25 protein-coding genes are annotated in these 26709 nt (G+C 61.0%); 18 read left to right on the top strand and 7 right to left on the bottom strand.

The window, feature by feature from the left end; genetic code table 11:
- The first annotated feature begins 37 nt into the window (after positions 1 to 37).
- The 5 genes from DXK50_RS13020 to DXK50_RS13000 all read left to right on the top strand — a co-directional run bounded on the left by DXK50_RS13020 (position 38) and on the right by DXK50_RS13000 (position 4928).
- The gene (locus tag DXK50_RS13020; RefSeq protein ID WP_212630603.1) at positions 38 to 1474 is read left to right on the top strand and encodes a mannose-1-phosphate guanylyltransferase/mannose-6-phosphate isomerase; all 1437 of its coding nucleotides are present in this window, start codon (positions 38 to 40) and stop codon (positions 1472 to 1474) included.
- 348 nt (positions 1475 to 1822) lie between these two features.
- Positions 1823 to 2287, top strand: a complete 465-nt coding sequence (locus DXK50_RS13015) for a multidrug transporter (protein ID WP_161865037.1) — start codon at positions 1823 to 1825, stop codon at positions 2285 to 2287.
- A 239-nt stretch (positions 2288 to 2526) separates the two neighbouring features.
- The gene (locus tag DXK50_RS13010) at positions 2527 to 3357 is read left to right on the top strand and encodes an SDR family oxidoreductase (RefSeq protein WP_212630602.1); all 831 of its coding nucleotides are present in this window, start codon (positions 2527 to 2529) and stop codon (positions 3355 to 3357) included.
- A complete protein-coding gene (locus DXK50_RS13005; protein ID WP_212630601.1) occupies positions 3354 to 3722 on the top strand; it encodes a hypothetical protein in 369 nt (122 codons plus the stop codon). The genes DXK50_RS13010 and DXK50_RS13005 overlap by 4 nt, the downstream gene beginning before the upstream one ends.
- Before the next feature lie 24 nt (positions 3723 to 3746).
- Positions 3747 to 4928 (top strand): AAA family ATPase, encoded by a 1182-nt coding sequence (locus tag DXK50_RS13000; RefSeq protein ID WP_212630600.1) that lies wholly within the window; start codon positions 3747 to 3749, stop codon positions 4926 to 4928.
- 204 nt (positions 4929 to 5132) lie between these two features.
- Here DXK50_RS13000 and trxB read toward each other — a convergent pair whose 3' ends face one another.
- A complete protein-coding gene (gene trxB / locus DXK50_RS12995; protein ID WP_212630599.1) occupies positions 5133 to 6080 on the bottom strand; it encodes a thioredoxin-disulfide reductase in 948 nt (315 codons plus the stop codon).
- Between the two features lie 267 nt (positions 6081 to 6347).
- Between trxB and cysZ the strand changes: the two genes are divergently transcribed.
- Both cysZ and DXK50_RS12985 read left to right on the top strand, forming a co-directional pair.
- Positions 6348 to 7079, top strand: a complete 732-nt coding sequence (gene cysZ / locus DXK50_RS12990) for a sulfate transporter CysZ (protein ID WP_161865032.1) — start codon at positions 6348 to 6350, stop codon at positions 7077 to 7079.
- 69 nt (positions 7080 to 7148) lie between these two features.
- Positions 7149 to 8345 carry a glycosyltransferase family 4 protein gene (locus DXK50_RS12985; RefSeq protein WP_212630598.1) on the top strand — a complete coding sequence of 399 codons (1197 nt, stop codon included), beginning with the start codon at positions 7149 to 7151 and terminating at the stop codon, positions 8343 to 8345.
- Positions 8346 to 8469: 124 nt separating this feature from the next.
- Here DXK50_RS12985 and DXK50_RS12980 read toward each other — a convergent pair whose 3' ends face one another.
- The 4 genes from DXK50_RS12980 to rluD form a co-directional block, all read right to left on the bottom strand.
- Positions 8470 to 9579: an NADH:flavin oxidoreductase gene (locus DXK50_RS12980; protein ID WP_212630597.1), complete on the bottom strand. Its 1110-nt coding sequence runs from the start codon at positions 9577 to 9579 to the stop codon at positions 8470 to 8472.
- 27 nt (positions 9580 to 9606) lie between these two features.
- Positions 9607 to 10197: a TetR/AcrR family transcriptional regulator gene (locus DXK50_RS12975; protein WP_249186824.1), complete on the bottom strand. Its 591-nt coding sequence runs from the start codon at positions 10195 to 10197 to the stop codon at positions 9607 to 9609.
- Positions 10198 to 10496: 299 nt separating this feature from the next.
- Positions 10497 to 11228, bottom strand: coding sequence for a peptidoglycan editing factor PgeF (gene pgeF / locus DXK50_RS12970; protein ID WP_212630595.1), 732 nt, complete (start codon positions 11226 to 11228; stop codon positions 10497 to 10499).
- The gene (rluD, locus tag DXK50_RS12965) at positions 11225 to 12199 is read right to left on the bottom strand and encodes a 23S rRNA pseudouridine(1911/1915/1917) synthase RluD (protein WP_125879993.1); all 975 of its coding nucleotides are present in this window, start codon (positions 12197 to 12199) and stop codon (positions 11225 to 11227) included. The genes pgeF and rluD overlap by 4 nt, the downstream gene beginning before the upstream one ends.
- A gap of 138 nt (positions 12200 to 12337) precedes the next feature.
- Here rluD and DXK50_RS12960 point away from each other — a divergent pair, with 138 nt between their 5' ends.
- The 4 genes from DXK50_RS12960 to DXK50_RS12945 all read left to right on the top strand — a co-directional run bounded on the left by DXK50_RS12960 (position 12338) and on the right by DXK50_RS12945 (position 16688).
- On the top strand, positions 12338 to 13330 hold the full coding sequence (locus tag DXK50_RS12960; RefSeq protein ID WP_161865026.1) for an outer membrane protein assembly factor BamD: 993 nt from the start codon (positions 12338 to 12340) through the stop codon (positions 13328 to 13330).
- A gap of 196 nt (positions 13331 to 13526) precedes the next feature.
- The gene (locus DXK50_RS12955; protein ID WP_212630594.1) at positions 13527 to 13763 is read left to right on the top strand and encodes a PP0621 family protein; all 237 of its coding nucleotides are present in this window, start codon (positions 13527 to 13529) and stop codon (positions 13761 to 13763) included.
- Entirely contained in the window at positions 13753 to 15345 is a 1593-nt protein-coding gene (locus tag DXK50_RS12950) for a sensor histidine kinase (protein WP_212630593.1), read from the top strand. Before DXK50_RS12955 ends, DXK50_RS12950 begins: the two co-directional genes overlap by 11 nt.
- A 2-nt stretch (positions 15346 to 15347) precedes the next feature.
- On the top strand, positions 15348 to 16688 hold the full coding sequence (locus tag DXK50_RS12945; protein ID WP_212630592.1) for a sigma-54-dependent transcriptional regulator: 1341 nt from the start codon (positions 15348 to 15350) through the stop codon (positions 16686 to 16688).
- 15 nt (positions 16689 to 16703) lie between these two features.
- Here DXK50_RS12945 and thiO read toward each other — a convergent pair whose 3' ends face one another.
- A complete protein-coding gene (gene thiO, locus DXK50_RS12940; protein ID WP_212630591.1) occupies positions 16704 to 17801 on the bottom strand; it encodes a glycine oxidase ThiO in 1098 nt (365 codons plus the stop codon).
- 89 nt (positions 17802 to 17890) lie between these two features.
- On the opposite strand from thiO, the gene DXK50_RS12935 reads away from it, so the two are divergent.
- The 7 genes from DXK50_RS12935 (at position 17891) to DXK50_RS12905 (ending at position 25316) form a co-directional block, all read left to right on the top strand.
- Positions 17891 to 18400, top strand: coding sequence for a GspH/FimT family pseudopilin (locus DXK50_RS12935; RefSeq protein ID WP_212630590.1), 510 nt, complete (start codon positions 17891 to 17893; stop codon positions 18398 to 18400).
- A 96-nt stretch (positions 18401 to 18496) separates the two neighbouring features.
- Complete coding sequence (locus DXK50_RS12930) at positions 18497 to 18985, top strand: GspH/FimT family pseudopilin (RefSeq protein ID WP_212630589.1); 489 nt, start codon at positions 18497 to 18499, stop codon at positions 18983 to 18985.
- Entirely contained in the window at positions 18982 to 19491 is a 510-nt protein-coding gene (pilV, locus tag DXK50_RS12925; protein ID WP_212630588.1) for a type IV pilus modification protein PilV, read from the top strand. Before DXK50_RS12930 ends, pilV begins: the two co-directional genes overlap by 4 nt.
- Positions 19491 to 20237 (top strand): PilW family protein, encoded by a 747-nt coding sequence (locus tag DXK50_RS12920; protein WP_212630587.1) that lies wholly within the window; start codon positions 19491 to 19493, stop codon positions 20235 to 20237. The genes pilV and DXK50_RS12920 overlap by 1 nt, the downstream gene beginning before the upstream one ends.
- A complete protein-coding gene (locus DXK50_RS12915; RefSeq protein WP_212630586.1) occupies positions 20234 to 20812 on the top strand; it encodes a pilus assembly PilX family protein in 579 nt (192 codons plus the stop codon). Before DXK50_RS12920 ends, DXK50_RS12915 begins: the two co-directional genes overlap by 4 nt.
- Positions 20813 to 20868: 56 nt before the next feature.
- Positions 20869 to 24849, top strand: coding sequence for a pilus assembly protein (locus DXK50_RS12910; RefSeq protein WP_249186823.1), 3981 nt, complete (start codon positions 20869 to 20871; stop codon positions 24847 to 24849).
- On the top strand, positions 24846 to 25316 hold the full coding sequence (locus tag DXK50_RS12905; RefSeq protein WP_212630585.1) for a type IV pilin protein: 471 nt from the start codon (positions 24846 to 24848) through the stop codon (positions 25314 to 25316). Before DXK50_RS12910 ends, DXK50_RS12905 begins: the two co-directional genes overlap by 4 nt.
- A 368-nt stretch (positions 25317 to 25684) precedes the next feature.
- Here DXK50_RS12905 and ispH read toward each other — a convergent pair whose 3' ends face one another.
- The gene (gene ispH, locus DXK50_RS12900) at positions 25685 to 26629 is read right to left on the bottom strand and encodes a 4-hydroxy-3-methylbut-2-enyl diphosphate reductase (protein ID WP_212630584.1); all 945 of its coding nucleotides are present in this window, start codon (positions 26627 to 26629) and stop codon (positions 25685 to 25687) included.
- Between the last annotated feature and the right edge of the window lie 80 nt (positions 26630 to 26709).

The raw sequence follows: 26709 nt of genomic DNA, 5'->3' as shown, positions 1-26709 counted from the left end.
CAAACCACTTGATCAATCGCTCAGGAGAGACACAACCATGACCCCCATCATCCTTTCCGGTGGCAGCGGCTCGCGACTCTGGCCTCTTTCGCGCAAGCTGTATCCCAAGCAGTTCCTTGCCCTGACCGGCGAACAAACCCTGTTCCAGCAGACCCTGCAGCGCCTGTCCTTCGAAGGCATGCAGCCGCCGGTGCTGGTGGCCAATCAGGAGCACCGTTTCATCGTGCTCGAGCAGCTGGAGCAGATCGGCCAGCAGGCGCAGATGCTGCTGCTCGAACCCTTCGGCCGCAACACCGCACCGGCCGTTGCCATGGCCGCCCTGCAACTGGTCGCCGAAGGCCGTGACGAGCTGATGCTGGTGCTGCCGGCCGATCACGTACTGGACGACCAGCAAGCGTTCCGCCAGGCCCTGGCGCTGGCCACCGTGGCCGCCGAGAAAGGCGAGATGGTGCTGTTCGGTGTACCGGCCGACCGTCCGGAAACCGGCTACGGCTATATCCGCAGCCAGGCCGACGGCACCCTGCCCGACGGAGTGGCGTGCGTCGCCAGCTTCGTCGAGAAGCCCGATGCCAAGCGCGCCACCGAGTACGTGAAGAGCGGCGACTACTTCTGGAACAGCGGCATGTTCCTGTTCCGCGCCAGCCGCTTCCTCGAAGAGCTCAAGCATCACGACGTGGACATCTACGACACCTGCCTGCTGGCTCTGGAGCGCAGCCAGCGCGAAGGCACACAGATCGCCATCGACCCGGCCACCTTCGCCTGCTGCCCGGACAATTCCATCGACTACGCGGTGATGGAAAAGACCAGCCGTGCCTGTGTGGTACCGCTGTCGGCGGGCTGGAGCGACGTCGGCAGCTGGTCGTCGATCTGGGAAGTGCACGACAAGGACGACGCCGGCAACGTCACCAAGGGCGACGTGGTGGTCGAGGACAGCCGCAACTGCCTGATTCACGGCAACGGCAAGCTGGTCTCGGTGCTGGGCCTGGACGACATCGTCGTGGTGGAAACCAAGGACGCCATGATGGTGGCGCACAAGGACCGCGTGCAGGACGTCAAGAAACTGGTCAGCAGACTCGACGAGCAGGGCCGCTGCGAGACCCAGAACCACTGCGAGGTCTACCGTCCGTGGGGCTCGTACGACTCGGTGGACATGGGCGGCCGTTTCCAGGTCAAGCACATCACCGTCAAGCCGGGTGCGCAGCTCTCATTGCAGATGCACCACCACCGCGCCGAGCACTGGATCGTGGTCTCCGGTACGGCCAAGGTCACCTGCGACGACCGCGAGTTCCTGCTCACTGAAAACCAGTCCACCTACATCCCGATGACTTCGGTGCACCGCCTCTCCAACCCGGGCAAGATTCCGCTGGAAATCATCGAGGTGCAGTCCGGCACCTATCTGGGCGAGGACGATATCGAGCGCCTGGAGGACGTCTATGGCCGCAGCGATGCCGTGACCGTGCGCGCCGCGAGCTAGCGCCCGGTAGCGATCGCGGACGAGTCCGCTCCCACGGGTGCCATGGCCTACACAGGTGGCTGACAGCACTCAGGTAGTGGGAGCGGACTTATCCGCAAAGCTCTCTTAGTGGCTGACAACCTGCTCAACCGCAAATCCGGGGCATACGCAGTGAGCTCCCCTCTCCCATTTATGGGAGAGGGGTTGGGGGAGAGGGCAGAAGACGCCCACGGCATTGAAGGCTCTGCTTTCCCCACCTCCCCTTCCCGCCAGGCGAAGGAAGCTGTCACACCCTGCGACAGCCCACGCGGTTACCCTGACCAAGCACCTTGTGTAGGATGAGCGCAGACTTCCAAAAGGGCTGCCCTCATGCTGTTCGGTGTCGTACTCGTCATCACCTGGCTGATTCTGCTGATCCGCTACCCGACCAAGGCGCTACCGGTGTCCATGGCCGCGCTGGTCGGTCTCGGACTGGTGGCCACCTGGGTGATCTGGCAGGAAAGCCGGGACGAGCGCTACCTCGCCCATCTCGAACTGCGCCTGAGCTATGCCCCGCAGCGCTGCCCCGCCGACCGACCGCTGGCCATCGACCTGAAGAACGGCAGCGATGCCGCCCTGCTGGAACTGCGCTGGGAAGTCGCTGCCTACCGCCCCGGCAACGCCACCAACCTGGCCCAGCGCCTGTATGAATCGCCACGCTACAGTGGCCCCGGTGAACTCCTGCCCGGCGCCAGCTGGAGCGACTGCATGCCCCTGCCCGACCTGCGCAGCGGCTATCGCCCGGCTACGCTGGAGTTTCGTGCCGAGCGCCTGCAGGGCAAGTTCATCCGATGATCCGTAGGAGCGAGCTCTGCTCGCGAAGCTTCTCGCGTTAACCGCGTTCGCGAGCAGAGCTCGCTCCTACAATACTCAACATCCGTTGCCCGCTTCGTAGCCCGGATGAAATCCGGGGAAGTTGCCTGTGACTGTTCCCGGATTGCATCCGGGCTACGGGATCAAGGCGAACAGTCCGCCATCACCTCAAGCCAAGGCTGCTAAGCTGCAGCCCATTCGCGTCTCAGGGAGTCCCGCGCATGCCTCAACCCAACGTCCTGATCACCGGTTGCTCCAGCGGTATCGGCCGCGCCCTGGCCGACGCTTTCAAGGCTGGCGGCTACGCAGTCTGGGCCACGGCGCGCAAGGACAGTGACCTGGCGGCGCTTGAGCAGGCGGGCTTCCATGCGGTGCAACTGGACGTCAACGACAGCGCGGCTCTGGATCGACTGGCCGCGCGCCTGAACGAGGAGATCGGCGGCCTCGACGTGCTGATCAACAACGCCGGTTACGGCGCCATGGGCCCGCTGCTCGATGGCGGCGTGGAGGCCATGCGCAAGCAGTTCGAAACCAACGTGTTCTCCATCGTCGGCGTCACCCGCGCCTTCTTTCCGCTGCTGCGCCGCAGCCGCGGCCTGGTGGTCAATATCGGCAGCGTGTCGGCGTTGCTGGTCACGCCTTTCGCCGGTGCCTACAGCGCCTCCAAGGCGGCGGTGCATGCATTGAGCGATGCCCTGCGCATGGAGCTGGCGCCCTTCTCCATCGCAGTGATGGAAGTGCAGCCAGGCGCTATCGCGTCCAGCTTCGGCGCCAGCGCCAGCCAGCAGGCCGAGGCACTGATCCGCCAGGACTCGCCCTGGTGGCCGCTGCGTGAGGGCATCCGCGCCCGCGCGAAGGCCTCGCAGGACAACCCGACCCCGGCCAGTGACTTCGCCGCGCAACTGCTGGCTGCCGTACAGCGCGACAAACGCCCGCGCCTGCTGCGCCTGGGCAATGGCAGCCGCGCCCTGCCACTGCTCGCCACGCTGCTGCCAAAGGCGCTACTCGAGCGCGTGCTGCGCAAACGCTTCGGTCTGGTGCAAAACCTGTGAACCAGGGCCTGCACCTGCGCTACTACGCAGCTGCCGGGGTGGTCGCGGCCATCGTGCTGAACCTGCTGCTGCGCACCTTCGTACGCCTGGGCGGCGTGTTCACCACCCTGCTGATCGCCGCCGCCATCGCCGCCGGCCTGGCGCTGGTATTTCACTGGCGATGCGGGCGCGCGCCGAGCAACGCCGAACGCTGGCGCTTCATCCTGCTCTATGGCGGCGTACTTGGGCTGCTGTATCTGGGTTTACTGGGCATGATGTACCTGCAGGACACGCCCAGCCCCATGGGCCTGTTTCTCTTCAGCCTGCATTATCTGTGCTACCCCGTGCTGGCCTGGCTGGCCTTCTCGCCACGCCATGGCCGCTGATCCTTTCGTCAGGATGACTTCGCCGTGCTGCATACCCTCGCCGTTGCCAATTACCGCTCTATCAACAGCCTGATCCTGCCGCTGGGCCGGCTCAACCTGATCACCGGCGCCAACGGCAGCGGCAAGTCCAATCTCTACCGCGCCCTGCGCCTGCTGGCGGAAACCGCCCAGGGCGGGGTGGTCAACGCACTGGCCCGCGAAGGTGGGCTGGAGTCGAGTTTCTGGGCCGGGCCGGAGAGGATTTCCCGACGCATGCTCAAGGGCGACGTCCCCGTGCAAGGAGGCCCACGGCGGAGCGCAATGCGGCTGCGCCTGGGCTTTATTGGTGAAGATTTCGGCTACAGCATCGCCCTGGGCCTTCCCGACTCGAAGTCGGGAGAAGATCGCCATACGCCCAGCGCTTTCGCCCTCGATCCCGAGATCAAGCGCGAGTGCATCTGGGCCGGCGCCAGTTATCGTCCGGCGTCGCTGCTGGTGGACCGCAGCGGACCGCTGGTGCGCCTGCGTGAAGGCCGCAGTTGGCAGGTACTGGCCCAGCACATGCCAGACTACGACAGCCTGTTCGACCAGGTCGGCAACGACCCGAGTTGCCCTGAAGTTTTCCAGCTGCGCGAAACCATCCGCCGCTGGCGCTTCTACGATCACTTTCGCAGCGATGCCGACGCCCCTGCGCGCCAGCCGCAACTGGGCACGCGCACGCCAGTGCTGCACCACGATGGCCGCGACCTCGCTGCAGCGCTGCAGACCATTCGCGAGATCGGTGACCGCGAGGCTTTGGATGCCGCCATCGACGACGCCTTTCCCGGCAGCCGCCTGCACATTGATTTTCAGGCCGGCGGGCGCTTCGCCGTCGAACTGCGTCAGGAAGGTCTGCTGCGCCCCTTGAGCGCCGCCGAGCTGTCCGACGGCACGTTGCGCTACCTGCTGCTGGTGGCCGCCCTGCTCACCCCTCGGCCACCGTCACTGATGGTGCTCAACGAACCGGAAACCAGCCTGCACCCGGACCTGCTGCCGGCACTCGGTCGCCTGATCATCGCCGCCTCTCGGAATACTCAGGTGTGGGTGGTGTCCCACGCCAGCCGGCTGATCGCCACGCTCAAGGAAAGCCCGGCGTGCAACACCCTGGAGCTGGACAAGCAGCTCGGCCAGACCTGCATTCGTGGCCAGGGCATGCTGGACGAGCCGGCGTGGCACTGGCCGGATTGAATCATCGATAGTGGGAGGCGCTTTAGCGGCGAGCTTTAGAAGTCGCGGCTCGGCCGCATCGGTGCGGGAGTTCGATCGATGCAGGGAAACTCCTTCCCACGCCCCCACTGCTACGTAGCCCGGATCAAATCCGGGGGAGGTTTATCAGCCCTTTCGCGGCTGAAGCGGAATGCCGCCCAGCCGCTCCTACAGCCGCAATCGGACTCAAAGCCCTTCCAGATAGCGCTCGACATCCAGCGCCGCCATGCAGCCGGCACCGGCCGAGGTGATCGCCTGGCGATAGATCGAGTCGGCCACATCGCCGGCAGCGAACACGCCGGGGATGCTGGTCGCGGTGGCATTGCCCTCGCGCCCGCCATTGACCACCAGGTAGCCATCCTTCAGCGCCAGCTGGCCTTCGAACAGGCTGGTATTGGGCGTATGGCCGATGGCGACGAACAGGCCATCCACTTTCAGCTCACGATAGGCGCCGCCGTATTGCTTCAGGCGTACACCGGTGACGCCGCTGGCATCGCCCAGCACTTCGTCGACCTCGGCATCGAGCTGCAACTCGATCCTGCCCTCGGCCACCCGCTGCTGCAGCTTGTTCTGCAGGATCTTCTCGGCGCGAAAGGCGTTGCGACGATGGATCAACGTGACTTTGCTGGCGATATTGGCCAGGTACAGCGCCTCCTCCACCGCAGTATTGCCGCCGCCGACCACCGCCACCTCGCGGCCACGATAGAAGAAACCATCGCAGGTCGCGCATGCCGATACGCCACGCCCCATGAACGCCTCTTCGCTGGGCAGCCCCAGATACCGTGCACTGGCGCCGGTGGCGATGATCAGCGCATCGCAGCTGTAAGTGCCACTGTCACCGACCAGAGTGAAAGGCTTGCCGGCCAGATCGACGGCGTTGATATGGTCGAAGACGATCTCGGTCTCGAAACGCTCGGCATGTTCCTGCATACGCTGCATCAGCGCCGGCCCGGTCAGCCCGTGCGGATCGCCCGGCCAGTTGTCCACCTCGGTGGTGGTGGTCAGTTGACCACCCGCCTGGATGCCGGTGATCAGCAGCGGCTTCAGATTGGCGCGCGCGGCATACACGGCTGCGCTGTAACCGGCAGGGCCGGAGCCCAGGATGATGACACGGGCGTGACGAACCACAGACATTGTTAACTCCTCGCCGGCCAGGAGCCGGCAGGCCAGATAAAAAGGGACTCTCGAAGCACTAGGGGAAGGCTTGAAGGATGAGAGCCCCGCAAAAGGGAAGCTGTGCGCAAGGCTATCGGGGCAGCTGGCGAAGCGGAAATATGCATTGCCAATTCCACGAATAGAGCCGGCCTATTGCGCCGGGACCCAAGCCAACTACCTGGCTGAACTTTCGTCTCGCGCGCGAAGTCGGTATGGTCGCGCGCATCAACCAGTCAGGAGACCGCCATGCCCGCCGCCCCCGTTCTGTCCGGCCCGCAATATTTGCGAGAAGGCCTGAGGCTAGTCCTCAGCCCCGGCCTGCGCCTGTTCGTGCTGCTGCCGCTGGCGGTCAATCTGATTCTGTTCGCCACCATGATCGGCTTCGCCGTGCAGCAGTTCAGTGGCTGGGTCGATACCTTCATGCCCACGCTGCCAAGCTGGCTGAGCTTTCTGCAGTACATTCTCTGGCCGCTGTTCGTGGTGCTGGTGCTGCTGATGGTGTTCTTCACCTTCACCCTGCTGGCCAATATCATCGCCGCGCCATTCAACGGTTTTCTCGCCGAGAAGGTCGAGGTGGTCGCACGTGGTGAGGATCACTTTCCGCCGTTCAGCTGGGGCGAACTGGCGGCCATGGTGCCGCGCACCATGGGTCGCGAGATGCGCAAGCTGGCCTACTTCCTGCCGCGCGCCATCGGCCTGCTGATCCTCAGTTTCATCCCGGTGGTGAACCTGGTCGCTGCCCCGCTGTGGTTGCTGTTCGGCGTGTGGATGATGGCCGTGCAGTACATCGACTACCCGGCAGACAACAACAAGATGAGCTGGCAGGACATGCTCGCCTGGCTGCGCGAGAAGCGCTGGCAGAGCCTGAGCTTCGGTGGCATCACCTACGCCGCGCTGCTGGTGCCGGGGCTCAACATCCTGATGATGCCGGCCGCCGTGGCCGGTGCGACGCTGTTCTGGGTACGCGAGCGCGGCTAGTCGCGCCCTATCACAAAACCGCAATCCAACCGTCACAGTTGTTACATCGCACAGGCGGAGACTGCGTACATGAACGCACAGTCTCTGCATGTCGCCCTGATCAGCGAAACCTTCTCCCCGGAAATCAATGGCGTAGCCAATACCCTCGGCCGCCTGGTCGACGGCCTGCGCGGGCGCGGCCATCGTGTGCAGCTGATTCGGCCGCGTCAGGACGTCGATCAGCAACAGGTGGCCGACGATGATCTGCTGCTCACCCGCGGCTGGCCACTGCCCGGCTACCCCGGCCTGCAGTGGGGTCAGTCGTCGCTGCACAAGCTGCTCAGACGCTGGCAGCGGCAACGTCCCGACGTGCTCTATATCGCCACCGAAGGCCCGCTCGGGCTCTCCGCCCTGCGCGCAGCCAGGCGCCTGGCGATCCCCGTGGTCAGCGGTTTTCACACCAATTTCCAACAGTACACCGGGCACTACGGCCTCGGCCTGTTGACGCGGGCGATGACCAATTATCTGCGCTGGTTTCACAACCGCACGCAGCTGACCCTGGTGCCGAGTGTCGGCCAGCAGGTGGATCTCGAGCGCCGTGATTTCGTACGCCTGGCCCTGCTCGCCCGCGGCGTCGATAGCCAGCTGTTTCACCCACGCAGGCGCAGCGACGAGCTGCGCGCAAGCTGGGGCCTGGAAGCGGATGATCTGGCGGTACTGCATGTGGGTCGCCTGGCCGCGGAGAAGAACCTCGGCCTGCTGGTCAAGGCCTACACTGCCTTGCAGCAGGCACACCCGCAAAGGCGCATGCGCCTGATCTTGGTTGGCGACGGGCCACTGCGCGCCAGCCTTCAAGCGCAGCTGCCGGAAGCCCTGTTCTGCGGTCTGCAACGTGGCGAGGCACTGGCCACGTACTATGCCTCGGGCGACCTGTTCCTGTTTCCCAGCCTGTCGGAAACCTTTGGCAACGTGGTGCTGGAGGCCTTGGCCTCAAGCCTAGGCGTGGTGGCGTTTGATCAGGCGGCGGCCGCCCAGCATATTCACCATGGCCACAACGGCATGCTCGCACGCCCGGGTGATGAAGCCGGTTTCTGCGAGGCGGCCTGCGAATTGCTGGCAGACGCAGAAGTGCTGCGGCGCATCCGCCTCAACGCCCGCCGCCATGCCAGCCACCTCAGCTGGGACGGCATTGTCGCGCAATTTGAACAACACCTGCGCAGTGCAATGCAGCCTCAAACCCGCATCAGTCCCGAGCTTGCCCGCAGGGCGGGTGAAAGCCGCCACTGAGAAGACCAGGGAGCTGCACTCGCTCTACCTGAGCCCATCCGTACCGACACGCAGACATAAAAAAGCCCCGATGTGCCGGGGCTGAAAACGGGGCGTCGGTTCGCGACGCCCGGCAGTGACTGGCTCAGGCCAACAAAGTCAGCGCCTCGCGGCTGAACGGCAGGATGTCCTGCTCGCGGCCTTCACGTACCTTCACGGCCCAGTCCGGGTCGACCAGCAGCGCACGCCCCACGGCAACCAGATCGAATTCTTCCCTGTTCAGGCGCTCGAGCAGATTCTCGATGCTGGCAGGCGCCGCCACCTTGTCGGTCTTGACCATGAACTGCAGGAACTCGCCATCCAGGCCGACGCTGCCGACGGTGATGGTCGGCTTGCCGGTGAGCTTGCGTGTCCAACCAGCCAGGTTGAGGTCGCTGCCTTCGAACTCCGGCTCCCAGAAGCGGCGGGTGGAGCAGTGGAAAATGTCCACGCCGGCCTCGGACAGCGGCTTGAGGAAGGCCTCCAGCTGCTCCGGGGTCTGCACCAGGCGCGCGGTGTAGTCCTGCTGCTTCCACTGCGAGTAACGCAGGATGATCGGGAAGTCCGGGCCAACCGCCGCGCGCACGGCCTGGATCAGCTCGATGGCGAAACGCGAACGCGCTGCCAGGTCGCCACCGTACTGGTCGCTACGCTGGTTGCTGCCCTCCCAGAAGAACTGGTCGATCAGGTAGCCGTGGGCACCGTGGATCTCCACGCCATCCATGCCGATGGCCTTGGCGTCACGCGCAGCCTGAGCAAAGGCGGCGATCACCTCGTCAATGTCGGCCTGGGTCATGCCATGCACCACCACTTCGCCGTCCTTGACCTTCTCCATCGGGCCATAGCCGGGCACGCTGGCGTCCGGCTCGGTGCCCAGGCGACGCACGTTACCGACGTGCCAGAGCTGCGGGACGATCTTGCCACCTTCGGCGTGCACAGCGTCGACCACCTGCTTCCATCCCGCCAGCGCGTCTTCGCCGTAGAAACGCGGCACGTTCGGGTAGCCGTTGGCCGCCTTGTGGCCCACCGTGGTGCCCTCGGTGATGATCAGGCCCACGCCCGCAGCCGCGCGACGACGGTAGTACTCGACGACCTTGGCATTGGGCACGCCACCGGGCGAGAAGGAACGGGTCATCGGCGCCATGACCACACGAGTCGGCAGCTCCAGGTTACCGAGACGGAAGGGGGCGAACAGGGCTTGAACGGGAGCGCTCATCATCTTTCCTCTGGGGTTGAAGGGTAATCAGGCCTGCAGCAAGCGCTCCAGGCGGGTGACGAAAGTTTCCAGCGGCTGCAGGTTGCGACCGACCTTGAGGCGGGCGAGCACGCCCTGCCAGGCGTCGCTGATGAAGGTGGCGAGGTTGCCGCAGTCCTCGTCGGCCGGCAGTTCACCGACGGCCTGCGCCTGCTCCAGGCAGTCGCGCAGAATATCCACCGAGGCCTGCTGGATGGCCGCGACCTCTGCGCCGATCGCCGGCAGCATCTCGCTCATCTCGAAACTCAGACTGCCGATGAAGCAGTGGTACTGTGGCGTCTCCTGCCGGGCGAAGTGCGCCAGCAGGACGCGGTAATAGCCGAGGATGCGCGTACGCGGGCTTAGCGCCGGATCGTTCAATGCCTGGGCGTAACGCTCCAGACGCGGACGGTAGATGAAGGCCAGCGCCTGCAGGGCAAAGTCTTCCTTGCTGGCGAAGTAGTGATAAAAGCTGCCCTTGGGAATCCCCGCCGCCTGGACGATCTCCAGCACGCCGGTACCGTGATAACCGCGCCGGGTCATCACCGCCGAGCCTTTGCTCAGGATCAGGTCGCGCTTGTCGAGTCGAATGCTGTTCATGACGCCGAGCATATGACCGGTCGTCTCGCTCGGCACAGCACTATTGATGACAGTGATTAAGGGCTAGAACAGAGCACTTGGATGAGAAGACCTTCCGAAGCCGATACCACGCTCATCGACGGGGCGTGATCCACTCAAATCTGTAGGAACGGCTGGGCGGCATTCCGCTTCAGCCGCGAAACGCATCGCGGCTAAAGCCGCTCCTACAGCTCGCTCGGGGCGATCTGGCAGCTATTGGCCGGGCGAGCACAAGGACTGGACGGCACTGTTCTGGTGGACCGCGTGATCTAACCTCAGGCTCAGGGCTGCAGCCAGATCAGCGAAGCGAAACGCCCGGTGCGCGCACTGCGGCGATAGGAGTAGAAACGCGGGTCGTTGTAGGTACACAGCCCGCCACCGCTGACCGCAGTCACACCGATGGCGGCCAGGCGAATGCGCGCCAGTTGATAGATATCGGCCATGAACTTGCCGGCATTGGCGCTGGGCATGAATGCACCGGCAGCCTCGGCATGCTGCCTCACGAATGCCTCGCGCACCTCGCCGCCCACCTCGAATGCAGTCGGGCCGATGGCCGGGCCTAGCCAGACCAGCAGTTGCTGCGGTGCGACGTCCAGCGCCTCGACGGTCGCCTCCAGCACGCCACCGGCCAAACCGCGCCAGCCGGCATGAGCCGCCGCCACGCGCGTACCGGCGCGGTCGCAGAACAATGCCGGCAGGCAGTCAGCGGTCATCGCCGTGCAGGCGATGCCGGGCGTGGCCGTCCAGTTGCCGTCGGCTTCGATGACCACGGCAGGATCGGCTGGCGCCACGACGATGCCGTGCACCTGGCGTAGCCAGGCAGGCTGGCAACCGAGTGCATCGACCAGATGGGCACGGTTGCTCGCCACAGCAGCCGGGTCATCATCGACATGATCGCCCAGGTTGAAGGTATCGAACGGCGCGGCGCTGACGCCGCCGCTACGGGTGGTCACGCAGGCTCGAACGTTGGCCGGCGCAGGCCAGTCGGGCGTCAGCCAGTCGTGGGCGCTCACCCGACGAAGGCCTCGCGATCCTGGCGCAGCAGGGTCAGCAGCCAGACCAGATCATCCGGCAGCGCCGACTCCCATTTCATACGCTTGCCGGTGGCCGGGTGGTCCAGCTCCAGGAAGCGCGCATGCAGGGCCTGGCGCGGAAACTCCTTGAGGCTCTGCACCAGGCTCTGGCTGGCAGCAGGCGGAATGCGGAAGCGCCCGGCGTAGACCGGATCGCCCACCAGCGGATAACCGACGTGGCTCATATGCACGCGAATCTGGTGGGTACGCCCGGTTTCCAGCTTGACCCGCACATGGGTGTGCGAGCGGTAGCGCTCAAGCACGCGGTAATGACTGATCGCCGGCTTGCCGCCATCGGTCACCGCCATGCGCTGGCGCTGGCTGGAGCTGCGTCCGATCGGCGCATCGATGGTGCCACCGGCGGTGATCACGCCGATGCAGATGCATTCATAGATGCGGCTGACGGTGCGTTTCTGCAGCTGCTCGACCAGGTTGGTCTGCGCCTGCAGGGTCTTGGCTACCACCATCAGGCCGGTGGTGTCCTTGTCCAGGCGATGCACGATGCCGGCACGCGGCACATTGACGATATCCGGCACATGGTGCAGCAGCGCATTGAGCAGCGTGCCGTCGGCATGCCCGGCAGCCGGGTGCACCACCAGGCCTGCCGGTTTGTCGATCACCAGCAGGTGTTCGTCCTCATAGACGATATTCAGCTCGATGTCCTGTGCTACCCACTCGCCCTGCGCCTCCTGCTCGGCATCCAGTACCAGGGTCGAGCCGGCGTGCACGGTGTCGCGCGGACGTGCCACGGCACCATCGACGGTCAGCCGACCTTCCTTGATCCAGGTGGAAAGACGCGAACGGGAGTACTCGCCAAACAGCTGCGCAGCCACCTGGTCGAGGCGTTGACCGCCCTGTTCGAAGGGGACAATGGCTTGAAGTTGGATCAGCTGCTTATTTATAGAGGTCATGTTCGGTAACGGCGGGAGCCAGGCCTTTGGTTTCGGCGACAGGCTTGTGGTTAAATACGGCGTCTTTGCCCCAGGGTTTTCCGGGGGCGCTCATCATAACAGGACGGCCGCGCGGCCGTCACAGGGACGCAAGCCGCCATGCAAGTGAAACACCTGCTGCTGATCGCCATCCTCGCCCTTACCGCCGCCTGCTCTTCCAAGCAGCCGGAGGTCGATGAAAACCTCAGCGAGGTGGAGCTGTACCAGCAGGCCCAGGCCGACCTGGACAACCGCAGCTACACCCAGGCCATTTCCAAACTCAAGGCGCTGGAATCGCGCTACCCGTTCGGCCGTTATGCCGAGCAGGCGCAGCTGGAACTGATCTACGCCTACTACAAGAATGCCGAGCCGGAGGCTGCCAAGTCGTCCGCCGAGCGCTTCATCCGCCTGCATCCGCAGCATGCCAACGTCGACTACGCCTACTACCTCAAGGGCCTGGCCTCGTTCGATCAAGACCGCGGCCTGCTGGCGCGCTTCCTGCCGCTGGACATGACCAAGCGTGACCCGGGTGCCGCGCGCGACTCCTACAATGAGTTCGCCCAGCTTACCAGCCGCTACCCGACCAGCCGCTACGCCCCGGACGCCAAGCAGCGCATGATCTACCTGCGCAACCTGCTGGCCGCCTACGAAGTACACGTTGGCCACTACTACCTGACCCGTCAGGCCTATGTCGCCGCCGCCAACCGTGGCCGCTACGTGGTGGAAAACTTCCAGGAAACCCCGTCGGTCGGCGACGGCCTGGCGATCATGACCGAGGCCTATCAACGCCTGTCCATGGATGACCTGGCGGCCACCAGCCTGGAAACCCTCAAGCTCAACTATCCGGATCACCCGAGCCTGGAGAGCGGCGAATTCGTACCGCGTGAAGAAGAAGCCGACAACCGTTCCTGGCTGGCAAAGGCCACCCTGGGCCTGATCGAAACCGACACGCCGCTGCCGCCAGGCGAAACCCGCGCCAGCCAGGACGTAATTCGCCAGTACGAAGACGCCGAGCAACAGATTCCAGCCGAACTGCAGCAGGACGCCAAGACCGGCGAAACCGCCAAGAAGCGTTCGATCTGGAGCTACCTGACCTTCGGTCTGTTCGACTGATCGATGCGTCAATGACAAGGGAGGCCACGGCCTCCCTTTTTCTTGCCTGGCGTTCTTGCCGCACCTCTGCGGCATGGGCGCGACCTTCGAGCCAGACGGACAGCCCGGAAACAGCGCACAGGCTGCCATGCGCACACTGTGCCGATGCACTCGGCTTGGCTAAACTGCCGGCTTTGAACGAACAAAAGAGCACGATATGGGTCTTTTCCGTCTGCTGTTCTGGATCGCGGTCATCTTCGCTGCAATCTGGATCTGGCGCCGCTACATCAGCAAACCTAAAAGCACTCGCCCCGCCGAGGGCGCCGCCGCTCCGATGGTGCGCTGCGCACACTGCGGCGTGCATGTTCCCAAGCCTCAAGCCCTGAGCCAGAATCAGCAGTGGTACTGCAGCCAGGCCCACCTCGAACAAGGCCCGCACGCCGGTGACCGCTGAGCTCAGCCTGCAAGGAGGCATTCCAGGGCGACGCATCCTCCGGCTTTATCACTTCTATCGCCTGAGCATCGGCCTGGCGCTGATCCTGCTTATCTCCAGCAACCTCGATGAGCGGTTTCTGGACGTGGTGCATATCGAGCTGTTTCGTACCGGCAGCTGGATCTACCTGATCCTCAATATCTTCATCGCCGTGCTGGTGCAAAGACCCAAGCACCTGATGCAGTTGTTCAGCCTGGCGCTGGTGGATGTGATTTTTCTCTCTGCGCTGTTCTATGCAGCTGGCGGCACGCCGAGCGGCATCGGCAATCTGCTGGTGGTGGCGGTGGCCATCGCCAATATCCTGCTGCGCGGCCGCGTCGGTCTGCTGATCGCAGCCATCGCCGCCATCGCACTGATCTACCTGACCTTCTATCTCAGCCTCAGCCGCCCCGCCGCTGCCGCCCAGTATGTACAGGCAGGGGCCCTCGGCGCGCTGTGTTTCGCCGGCGCGCTGTTCATCCAGGGCATCACCCGGCGCCTGCAGGTCAGCGAAAGTCTGGCCGAGCAACGCGCGGCAGACGTGGCCAATCTGGAGGAGCTCAACGAACAGATCATCCAGCGTATGCGCACCGGGATCCTGGTGCTCGATACCCAACACCGCGTGCTGCTGGCCAACCAGGGCGCGACGCAGCTGCTGGGCCGCGGCGAGCTCAGCGGCAAGATCATCGACCCGCATTGCCCCGAGCTGGTCAAACGCCTGCAGCAATGGCTGCATAACCCGACCCTGCGCCCGGACAACCTGCAGGCGCAGGTCGACGGCCCGGTGCTGCAGCCCAGTTTCATTTCCCTGCAGCGCGGCGAGCAGCAGCACACCCTTGTGTTTCTCGACGACATCTCGCAGATCGCCCAGCAGGCGCAGCAGCTCAAGCTCGCCTCGCTCGGCCGCCTGACTGCCGGTATCGCCCACGAGATCCGCAATCCGCTTGGCGCGATCAGCCATGCCGCGCAGTTGCTGCAGGAGTCGGAAGACCTGCAAGGGCCGGACCAGCGTCTGGCGCAGATCATTCAGGATCACTCCAAACGCATGAACCTGGTGATCGAGAACGTCCTGCAACTGTCGCGTCGGCGCCAGGCCGAGCCGCAACTGCTGGACCTGAAATACTGGCTGCACCGCTTCGCCAGCGAATTCCGCAGCTCGGCACCGGCTGACCGGCAGATCCACCTGGAAACACAGGGCGGCAGCCTGCAAACGCGCATGGACCCGCACCAGCTGACTCAGGTGCTGACCAACCTGGTACAGAACGGCTTGCGCTACAGCGCTCAGCAGCATTTACTCGGCCAGGTCTGGCTGCGCCTGTTCCGTGACGAATCCAGCGACCTGCCGGTACTGGAAGTGCTCGACGATGGTCCCGGTGTGCCGCCCGAGCAGGAGCAGCACATCTTCGAGCCTTTCTACACCACCGAGAACAAGGGGACCGGTCTCGGCCTGTATATCTCCCGCGAGCTGTGCCAGGGCAATCAGGCCCGCCTCGACTATAAACCTCGTGAAGGGGGCGGCAGTTGCTTCCGCATCACCTTCGCCCATCCGCGCAAACTGAGCTGAACATGAACCGTCAGAGAGCCCTGATCGTCGACGACGAACCCGATATCCGCGAATTGCTGGAAATCACCCTCGGACGCATGAAGCTGGACACCCGCAGCGCCCGCAACGTCAAGGAAGCACGCGAGTGGCTGGCGCGCGAGCCCTTCGACCTGTGCCTGACCGACATGCGCCTGCCTGACGGCACCGGCCTGGATCTGGTGCAACACATCCAGCAGCGCCACCCCCAAGTGCCGGTGGCGATGATCACCGCCTACGGCAGCCTGGATACCGCGATCAACTCGCTCAAGGCCGGGGCTTTCGACTTTCTCACCAAGCCAGTAGACCTCGGCCGGTTGCGCGAACTGGTCGCCACCGCCCTGCGCATTCGCTCGCCCGAGGGCGAGGAAACCCCGGTCGACAGCCGCCTGCTCGGCGACTCGCCGCCAATGAAGTCGCTGCGCAAACAGATTCAGAAACTCTCGCGCAGCCAGGCGCCGGTCTACATCAGCGGCGAATCGGGCAGCGGCAAGGAACTGGTGGCCCGCCTGATTCATGAACAGGGGCCACGCATCGAACAGCCCTTCGTGCCGGTCAACTGCGGCGCCATCCCCTCGGAACTGATGGAGAGCGAATTCTTCGGCCACAAGAAAGGCAGCTTCACCGGCGCCATCGAAGACAAGCAGGGCCTGTTCCAGGCAGCCAATGGCGGCACGCTGTTCCTCGATGAAGTCGCCGACCTGCCGCTGCCGATGCAGGTGAAACTGCTGCGCGCCATCCAGGAAAAGGCCGTGCGCGCTGTCGGTGGCCAGCAGGAAGTGGTGGTCGATGTACGCATCCTCTGCGCCACCCACAAGGACCTGGCTGCCGAAGTCGCCGCCGGGCGTTTCCGCCAGGACCTCTACTATCGCCTCAACGTCATCGAACTGCGCGTACCGCCACTGCGCGAGCGTCGCGAGGACATTGCGCAACTGGCCGAGGTGATGCTCGCGCGCCTGGCAGAAGGCACCGGTCTGACGGCCGCCAAGCTGCACCCCGATGCACTGGAAAAGCTGAAGAACTACCGCTTCCCGGGCAACGTGCGCGAGCTGGAAAACATGCTAGAACGCGCCTACACCCTGTGCGAAGACGATCAGATAACACCCAGCGACCTGCGCCTGGCAGACGCCAGCGCCCCTGGCAACGAAGGCGGCGAAGCCAGCCTGGCGCAGATCGACAACCTCGAGGATTACCTTGAGGACATCGAACGCAAGCTGATCATGCAGGCCCTAGAAGAGACACGCTGGAACCGTACGGCGGCGGCCCAGCGTCTGGGGCTGACCTTCCGCTCGATGCGTTATCGCCTGAAGAAGCTGGGCATCGATTGATACCCAGCCTTCGGATCAATGCCCGAGCCGCCCTGCCGGGGCATAAGGTGCCGGATCGATGATCGGCTCGCGCCCGAGCATCAGGTCGGCCAACAGCTGGCAGGAGGCCGGTGCCAACACCAGACCATTGCGGAAATGCCCGCAATTGAGCCAAAGCCCAGGATGCGAAGGCAGCTCGCCGATAAAGGGAATGCCCTCCGGCGAGCCGGGCCGCAAACCGGCCCAGTGCCCCACCACTTCGGCGTCCTTGAGCGCAGGCAGCAACTCCTCGGCCGAAGCCTTGAGGCTGGCCAGCGCGCTGTCGGTCGGCGTCTTGTCGAAGCCGGAGTACTCCAGCGTGCTGCCGACCAGAATATGGCCGTCGCGCCGCGGTATCGCATAACGCCCCTTGGCCAGCACCATGCTCGACAGAAAATCCTCGGCGCACTTGTAAAGGATCATCTGCCCTTTCACCGGCTCGACCGGCAACTCCAGCCCAAGCGTTTTGAGCAGCTCGCCACTCCAGGCACCGGCCGCAAGCACCACACGATCAGCGCGAATCTCGCCATCCGCCGTGGTCACGCCACAGATTTGTCCGCCCTCCTGAATGAAGCCAGTGACCGCGCAATGCTCACGCAACTCCACGTTCGGCATAGCCGCCAGCGCCGCCCGCAACGCCTTGACCAGGCGGGGGTTACGCACATTGGCCACACCCGGCATATGAATGGCGCGCTCAAAGCCGCTGCCCAGCACAGGCACCTCCCGATAAGCCTCGGCGATATCCACCGAGAACAGCGGCCGCTCCTCACGCTGAGCCCAGGCAAGGGCCTCGGCCTCGTCATCGAGATCCAGCCAATAGAGCCCGGTGACATGCACCTCGGGGTCGACACCAGTGCCTTCCAGCAACTGCTGTGCAAACCCCGGATAGAAATCCTGCGACCAATGCGCCAGCGCCGTCACCGCCGCGCTGTAGCGCCAGGGGTAGAGCGGCGAAACGATGCCGCCGCCGGCCCAGGAGGATTCGCGGCCAAGCCCCTGGCGATCTAGAAGAAGCACATATCTACCGGACAAAGCCAACATCCGGGCCGACAGCAGCCCCAGCACGCCTCCACCAACGACTATCGTCCTTCCCACCTTCCCCCCAATTTGCAAAGACTGCCAATAACGACTACACCCCTAGTAGTGCCAGGAAAGCACTCACTATAAATTAAGGGACTATAACAATGAACCGTCGCGCGCCTTCCGCATTTAGCCTGTTAGAACTGATCATTACTCTGATGATCTTCAGTATCGTCCTATCTATGGTCATCCCTGCTTACTCCATTCTCAAAGATAAAAGTGCGCATGCCGCACTGCGCGATCAACTACATGCCTCACTCAATCACGCTAGGACCCACGCCGTGCTACACCGAACCGCCGTAGGATTGTGCGGTTCTCCCGACGGACTCACATGCCGCAACGACTGGAGTCAAGGTTGGCGCGTGTACCAACTGAAGAGTCCTGAACAGAGCCTGCTAATCCAACAGCTAGACAAATCCTCGAGGCTACGCTGGGCTGGCTTCGACAGACGGCTTCGCTTTCAAAAAAACGGCACAACACCTACCAGCAACGGCCGCTTCTTCCAATGCAAGGAGGGACAAATCTCCTGGCAACTGATCATCAATCGTCAAGGACGAGTCAGGCACGCAAGTCTTAGCGAAAACCTAGCAGAGGCTCATCGCTGCCAACCATAGCCAGTCATCCCCCTGAACCAGCCAACCGTCACGCAGCGGCAGACATGCGCAATCCCTTAAAGCAAGATTAGCTCGGATATTCTTAAGGAGCGCAACATGCTGCAGCGGTCAAGCATGCGAGGTTTTACCCTGATCGAACTGATGATCATCCTGGTTCTGCTCTCAATTGTGGTAGGCATAGCCATCCCCAACATGTCGCGCCTGATACGTAATCATCAGATCGAAACCCAGGCTCAGTCCCTCAACAGCCTTCTGCAATACGCGAGAACAGAGGCAGTTGTGCGGCGTACATCGGTTGAGTTTAGCAATAACGGTAATGACTGGATCGTCACAGCCAACGGCCAGACTTTGCGCACAGAAAGCTTCGACCCTGAGCACGCTACGATCGCAGCCACCGAATCCCCCGTGGCGATCACTTTCCTCTACAACGGCACTGCCACAATCCCAACACCAAGCTTCACCATATGTCATGACAACGACCCTATTTTCGCCTACCAGTTAACCGTTCAACCCAGCGGTCTTACCCGCCTGCACGCCCGAGGTAAAAAACACGACGGCACCGATCTGGGAGATTGCACACCATGACGCGTTATGAAAAGAGAGATCAGGGCTTCAGCCTAATTGAGGTCATGGTGACACTAGTTTTGTTGACGGTGGGCATGCTGGGCCTTGTTGCTATGCAAGGCCGTGGCATCCAGTACACGGCAGATGCTGCCCAGCGAAATAACGCCCTGATGCTAGCCAATGAAGCCATGGAGATGATTCGCGCCAACCGGGATAAGGCAGCGAGTTACAACCTCAACGAACTGCCGACCAACTCAGCTTGCGAATTAGAGATCTCGTCCGACGACATCGAAAAACAACTAGGCTGCTGGGCTTCTCGAGTACGACTGCTGCTACCTGACGCCGAAATACTTAAATCAGAATTCAGAATATGTCGCTCTGACGCACCCAAGTCCTGCAATGCTGACGGCGCAGCGTACATGGTACAGGTAGCCTGGCGGGCGGCAGGTGACAACTGTATGGATGACAGTCCAGAAGCAGGCAACGATCCATCTGTTTGCCGTCTCCACATACAGGGAGAGCTCTGATGAAACACAAGCAACTTGGCATTTCCATGATTGAGCTATTAGTGGCCATGCTCATTAGTAGCTTTCTTATTCTTGGTGTTACCCAGGTTTATTTGGACAACAGGAGCAACACGCTCTTTCAGCAGAGCCAAGCCAGTAACATTGAAAATGCTCGTTTTTCCATCCTACTGCTGGAGCAGGAGCTGGCAAAAGCTGGCTATAAAAGACGACCTGACGATGACACTGAGTTCGCCTTTCCTACAGCCAGCTACCCAGGCTGTGGTGAAATGGTCAAAGGACAAGTGGCCAAATATATTAGCGACACGGAATTCTGCATCCGTTATCAACCCGCTTTCACTGGTGCCAGCAATTGCGATGGTGAGCCTATCGACAATATAGCCAACAAACCTTATGAGGTTGAGTCGGGCGCAGAACTGGCTTATGCACGCTTCGCTCTCAATAACGCGACTCAAACCCTAACCTGTAACGGCCAGGAAATCGCCGCCAATATCGGTGACATACGCTTCAACTATGGCGTTAATTCTCTCAAGGATGAAAAAGCCATAAGCAGGTATATCAACATACCTGAAGACAATGAGAATATTCGTGTCATCCAGCTCTCCGTACTGGCCAGCAGCCCAACTGAAGTCACCAAAGAGTCAGCCAGTACCATTTATGAGTTCTGGTTTGATGACGCAGAGCCAACCGATAAAAAACTTTATAGCCTGTTTTCCACAAGCGCCAGCATGAGGAACCTACTGCCATGAGCAAAGCATGCCGCCCGCCAAAGTTTTCACATGCACAACAGGGTGCAGCGCTGATCATTGCCTTGGTCTTTCTGCTGATCATTACTATGGTCACCATCGCCAACATGCGCGAAGTAGCCCTGGAAAGCCGCATCACCGGCAATACCATCGAAAGCAAGCGCCTGCTCAATGTGGCTGAATCAGCCGTGCGCGACGGCGAGAGAAGCCTGACCTTAGTCGACTCAGACGGAGATGTGTACTTCTCTCCTCCCATCCCACGGGCAGATTGCACAAGCGTACAAGCGAATAGACCCTGCGTACTGAACCGCGAGCCTGAATACGCCTTGGATATTAGCGAAAAACGTGGATATTCCCCCGACTCTACTAAACTTGATGGAGACGCAAACTACTATGTCCTCGTATCGCCAGCTGGAGAACGCCGTGGCGAAACTGAAAATCCCGAATACGGCAACATGCTGCTGGGGATTGGTATCTTCCGCTACGAAGTCAATGGTGAAGCTAAACGCAAAGATATGACCACAGCGATTCGCACCACTGCAGCCTACCATGGCGAAGGCCTTATCGAAGAAGAATGAATCGCATGACTACCAAGCCCATCATCACCCCACCTGATCGAGTCAGGGAGACTACCATGCATACAATCAAAACAGCCGGTAAAACTCTCGGCAGCATGCTGGTATTCGTTTTTTACTTCTCAGGGTTCAACAGTGCCGTCGCAGCAACACTCAACATCAGTCAAAAACCTTTGATATTGAGTGAAACCGTGGCCCCCAACCTGGTCTTCACCCTGGATGACTCCGGCAGTATGCGCTGGGCCTTCGCCCCCGATGATGCCGGCCGGGAGGAGAGTGCCAGCAACCTGCGCAATACTCGCCGAGGCATGTCGTCCAGCACCAACCCAATGTATTACAACCCCAATGTGGAATACCGCCTGCCGGCCAAGCTGAATACGGACGGCTCGACCCCGGCTACAGGCTATACAACCAGCTTCACCGAGGCCTGGCAGAATGGTTTTCAGACCTCGTACGGCAGCATCAACCTGAGCAATAATTATCGTGTTTCTTGGAACTTCAGCACCGATGGTGCCGTAAGTTACAATTACAACTCTTCCGTCAACTATGCAGCCCCGACAGGGCAGATATTTAACTTATCTCAGAATCCTTCCCTGGACTTCGGCGGTAGCGAGAATGTAACCCTAGTAGCAGGATCCCCCGTAACCAGGAATATCCTAGGCAGAACTGTCACCTTCACTCGAAGTGGAACCAGTTGTTCAATTTCGCCTACAACTTCAGGCGTAACCTGTACTCGAAACAGTGGGGACTCCTTCCGCATCACCAGAAGCCTGACTCAGACTGCCGTTCCTGCCTACTATTACGTTTACGACACCTCTCTTAGCGGCTGTAACGCCAACAAAAATAGCGACGCCTGCCACCGCCTAGTCTTTGTATCAGCCAACTCTGGCCCTGGCGGTACCGACGAGCGAGAAAACTTCGCCATCTGGTACTCGTTCTACCGGACTCGCGCCCTGGCTACCGTCAGCGCCGCCAATCTGGCCTTCAACGAGATGGCCTCTTCCACTCGTCTCACCTGGCAGACACTAGCCGTATGCAACACCCTCAATACCAACTCTACCGACTGCGGTACTAATTACTTCAGGGACTTCAGTCCGCGCCATAAAGCCAACTTTCTCAACTGGTTGGCCAACGTCAAGTTCAACAGCAGCACGCCTCTACTTGCTGCGACCAAGCGTGCCGGCGACTTCTACACAACAGCTACGCCCTGGGCACACACCCCTAACCCCATGACTAGTAGTGGTGGACGTGGCACCACCGTCACCTCGCCTGAATATGCCTGCCGACCAAGCTTCCATGTACTGATGACCGACGGCATGTGGAACGACGGCAACTTCCCCAGCGGCATTACCCGACACGATGGTGCCACTTTCAAACCCGGAGCCACCGGTGACACCTCATATAATTACAGTGGTACAAGAGCACCATTCGGCAATGACGAAAGGACAACAGCCGGAACCCTGGCCGATATTGCCATGCACTATTGGGCTACAGACCTTCGCTCTGGCCTAGACAATGATTTAAAACCTTATATACACACCAAAAATAGCGATGCGGAAAAGCAATTCTGGGATCCACGCAATAACCCTGCCACCTGGCAACATATGGTCAACTACACCATGGGATTGGGTCTAACCAACTCGCTAAACGTAGCCAACCTACCATGGACAGGCGAGACTTTCGGTGGCGCAGGCTACGAGAGACTTGCTGCGGGCACTGCCAATTGGCCTGCCGCATCCGTTAGCAATGCCAATAACGTCTACGACCTCTGGCACGCCGCAGTCAATTCACGCGGCGAGTTCTTCAGCGTCGACAGCCCTGACGATATGGTCAAGGCATTCAAAGCCATTCTCAACCGCATTGCCGACCGTACCACGACAGCCGCTCGCCCAGCCGTATCCGCGGCGTTCGTAGCCGACAATGTCAATCAGCTACAGAGCAGAGTCTATGCCACACAGTTCTCCAGCGAGGACTGGAGTGGTGAAATCACCAAAACTACCATAAACAAAATGGGCATGGTCGTTCCGGGAGAAGGTTGGAGCACCCGAACCGCCAATGCCAATGTCGACCCCGCCGAACGTAAGGTGATGATCAAGGATGCAGGTAACAAAAGTATAGGCTTGCAAAGCTTTACCTGGAGCAACCTCACGCCTGCTCAACAGACCGCACTCAATATAAATCCGGAAAGCCTTGGTGCAGCCTCGGATAACCGTGGGCAAGATCGTCTTAATTATATTCGTGGTGACCGTAGCAAAGAGGGCATAGCCTCTCCAGACTTCCGTCAGCGTAGCACCATACTGGGCGACATCATCAACTCCAGCCCTGCACTGGTAGGCACCCCTGCCTACCTGCCACACCTTGCGGACAGTATTGAAAGAAGGGACCGCGGAGATGGGTACAAGAACTATGGCGAATTCCGCTTAGCCAACCAACGGTCACAGCGCAAGGAGATGCTCTACGTTGGCAGCAATGGCGGTATGCTGCATGGCTTTGAAAGCGCGACCGGTCGAGAAACTTTCGCCTTTATACCCAGCGCAGTAATAGCAAATCTGAACAAACTTACCGGACAAAATTATGTAGGCGGCGAGCACCATTACTTTGTCGACGGCAGCCCTGTTGTGCGAGATGTCTATTTTGACAATACCGACGGCTGGCGTACGGTTCTGGTCGGAACATTGCGCGCAGGTGGCAAGGCCCTGTTCGCCCTCGACGTCACCGACCCGGATAACATCAAGCTGCTATGGGAATTTGATTCGAGCAACGATGAAGACCTCGGCTATACCTTTGCCCAGCCCGAAATCGTTCGCCTGCACAGCGGGCAATGGGCAGTGCTCCAAGGCAATGGCTACAACAGCACCAACGACAAGGCCGCCCTGCTGGTCATTGACATCAAGACGGGCGAGCTGTTGAAGAAAGTTGTCGTCCCCGATGCCATCGATGCTGACAACATCACGCTATCCAATGGATTGTCGAGCGTTCGTGCCGCCGATAACAATGGCGATGGTTTGGCTGATTATGCCTATGCGGGCGACCTGCAAGGCAATGTCTGGCGCTTCGACCTGACCCCCGGTACGACTGCAGAATTTGGACCCAACGATGATCCGTTCTACCGTGGCCAGAATGAACTTGAAAAATTTACTGCAGCCAGTATCAAACTGGCTTATGGTGAAAAGCCTCTATTCGTTGCAAGGGACAACGCGGGAAAACGTCAAGCCATCACAATTCAGCCATCATTGGTTCGTCACCCATCCAACCTTGGCTACCTGGTACTCATAGGCACTGGCAAGTATTTCGAAAATAGCGATGCCAACGTCGATAAGAGCAGAGCTATGAGCGTTTATGGTATCTGGGATCGCAAGACTCGGCGGCAGGAGACGGAATACGATGAATACGCCCAAAAGAATCGTGTCCGCGCCAACTTGCAGAAGCAGGAATTTATCACCCAGGAAGAAAGTGTAGAGTTTGGCGAGGATGGCAAAGAGGTTACCAACGATATTCGCCTGCTCAGCCAGAACACCGTTCAATGGTACAAAGACCCCGAGGTTCTTGGTGGCCCCATCGAGCCGGGCAAGGATGAACACGTTGAAAAATGGGGCTGGCGTCTGGACCTGGCAGTAGAAAAAGTTGCGAATGAAGACGACTGGGATAAATCTGAGGATCGCAAAGGCACCCAGACCTTGGCTGGCGAAATGGTTGTAAACAATATGGCCGCACGCGGCAAAACGCTTTTGCTTAGCACCCTGACACCTAACGATGATCCCTGCCAAGCTGGCGCTACCACTTGGTTCTATGGTGTCAGTGCTCACACAGGCGGTCGCACCCCCAAGAATATTCTGGATTTGAATAACGACAGAGTCTTTAACGACTTGGATCAATTCAAAGGCCGGGCTGTATCGGGCCGGCGTTTTAATGCTCCCGGCGGCTTTACCATGTCTCCTGGCGGCGTATTTGGCGAAGGCGGCCAGCCCCCCATGACCTTACCGGATGTCATAGGCCCCCCCCGCCAGAGCTGGCATATCATTCCCGAGGACTTCCAATGAGCGCAGCAATACAACAGAAGGGGTTCACGCTGATTGAGCTGATGATGGTGATTGCCATCATCGGCCTGCTGGCGGCTATTGCCATCCCCAACTACTCCGAATACCTGAACAGAACCAAACGCTCCGAAGGGCAGGCGGTACTGGCAAATGCTGCAGCGTTACAGGAACGTTTCTATGCGCAGAACAACAGCTACGTCACGAACAATTCGAATATTCAACGACTGAGCAACAATCCTGGCCAGGTAGTCGGTTCGGGAGCAGCCCAAAGAATCCGCTCGGAAAATGACTACTACAGAGTTTCCGTCTCCGTGTTCGCTGGCGATGGTGGCTATACCCTAACTGCCACTCCCAATTCGCCGACGTTCAGTGACCCAGCCTGCGGTAACCTTTCTCTCAACGCCACTGGCATCAGAACTATTAGTGCCACCGGCCCTAGTGCCAAGAGCGTAGAAGAGTGCTGGAAGTAAAAGACCAGGAACCGGCTTGAATCGCCTAATGCCAGTCACCCCGGAAGCAACATCCGATGCCTGAAGCAGGCATCGGATGCTTTAGGCTCTTCGCGGGGTTGAGGGAAGATCAAGCTTACCAACAAGGTTTCTACCCCATTAGCCACCTCAGCCAACTGACCAACTTACACCGGCACAACACTCGACAAACATCGTCTGGAGACTGGGGCCGACGCTGTGATCGCCCGCCACCCGTCCACCCTTCGAAGTTGAGCGCTACTAGCAAATCGAAGCGGTCGTCATGGACATGCCCCCTTCAACTTGGAAGTGAAGCAGCATTGCTTTCAAGGCGAAGCTGTGTAAAACAATGGGTGACTTCTCTCGATTGCTTACAATTGCCTCATCCTTAACTCCTTCGGCATCGAAAACGTAATATTCTCCGGCCGACCATCCAGCTCGGTTTCTCCCGCCGCTCCCCAGGCGCACAGTTGATCAACCACCCCGCGCACCAGCACCTCAGGCGCAGACGCACCCGCGGTGATGCCGATACCACTCACCCCTTCGAACCACTCGTGCTTGAGGTCTTCAGCGCCATCGATCAGATAGGCCGGGGTGCCCATGCGCTCGGCCAGTTCGCGCAGGCGGTTGGAGTTGGAGCTATTCGGGCTGCCGACGACCAGCAGCACGTCGCACTCGCTGGCCAGTTGTTTGACCGCATCCTGGCGGTTCTGCGTGGCGTAGCAGATATCGTCCTTGCGCGGGCCACCGATGGCCGGGAACTTGGCACGCAGGGCGTCGATCACCTTGCTGGTGTCGTCCATGGACAGGGTGGTCTGGGTGACGAACGCCAGGTTCTCTGGGTTGCGCACCTGCAGCTCGGCGACGTCCGCCTCGTCTTCCACCAGGTAGATGGCGCCGCCGTTGCTGGCGTCGTACTGGCCCATGGTGCCTTCGACTTCCGGATGGCCTTCGTGGCCGATCAGGATGCACTCACGGCCCTCACGGCTGTAGCGCACCACCTCCATATGCACCTTGGTCACCAGCGGGCACGTGGCGTCGAATACCTTAAGGCCGCGCCGGGCCGCCTCGTCGCGCACGGCCTTGGACACGCCGTGGGCACTGAAGATGACGATGACGTCGTCCGGCACCTGGTCCAGCTCTTCGACGAATACCGCGCCGCGGGCACGCAGGTCTTCGACCACGAACTTGTTGTGCACCACTTCATGGCGTACGTAGATCGGCGGGCCGAAGACCTCCAGCGCCCGGTTGACGATTTCGATGGCGCGATCGACGCCGGCGCAGAAGCCACGGGGATTGGCGAGTTTGATATGCATGCTGGCTGTCTCGGTATTGATCGGGGATCGCACGACGCGATGGTTCGCCCCCGGAAAGGTACAGCCTGCGCGGGATGAAC

The sequence above is a fragment of the Pseudomonas sp. KB-10 genome (assembly GCF_018221585.1).
In the GTDB taxonomy this organism is placed as follows: Bacteria; Pseudomonadota; Gammaproteobacteria; order Pseudomonadales; family Pseudomonadaceae; genus Aquipseudomonas; species Aquipseudomonas yangonensis.
This window is presented reverse-complemented; position numbering and strand designations above follow the sequence as displayed.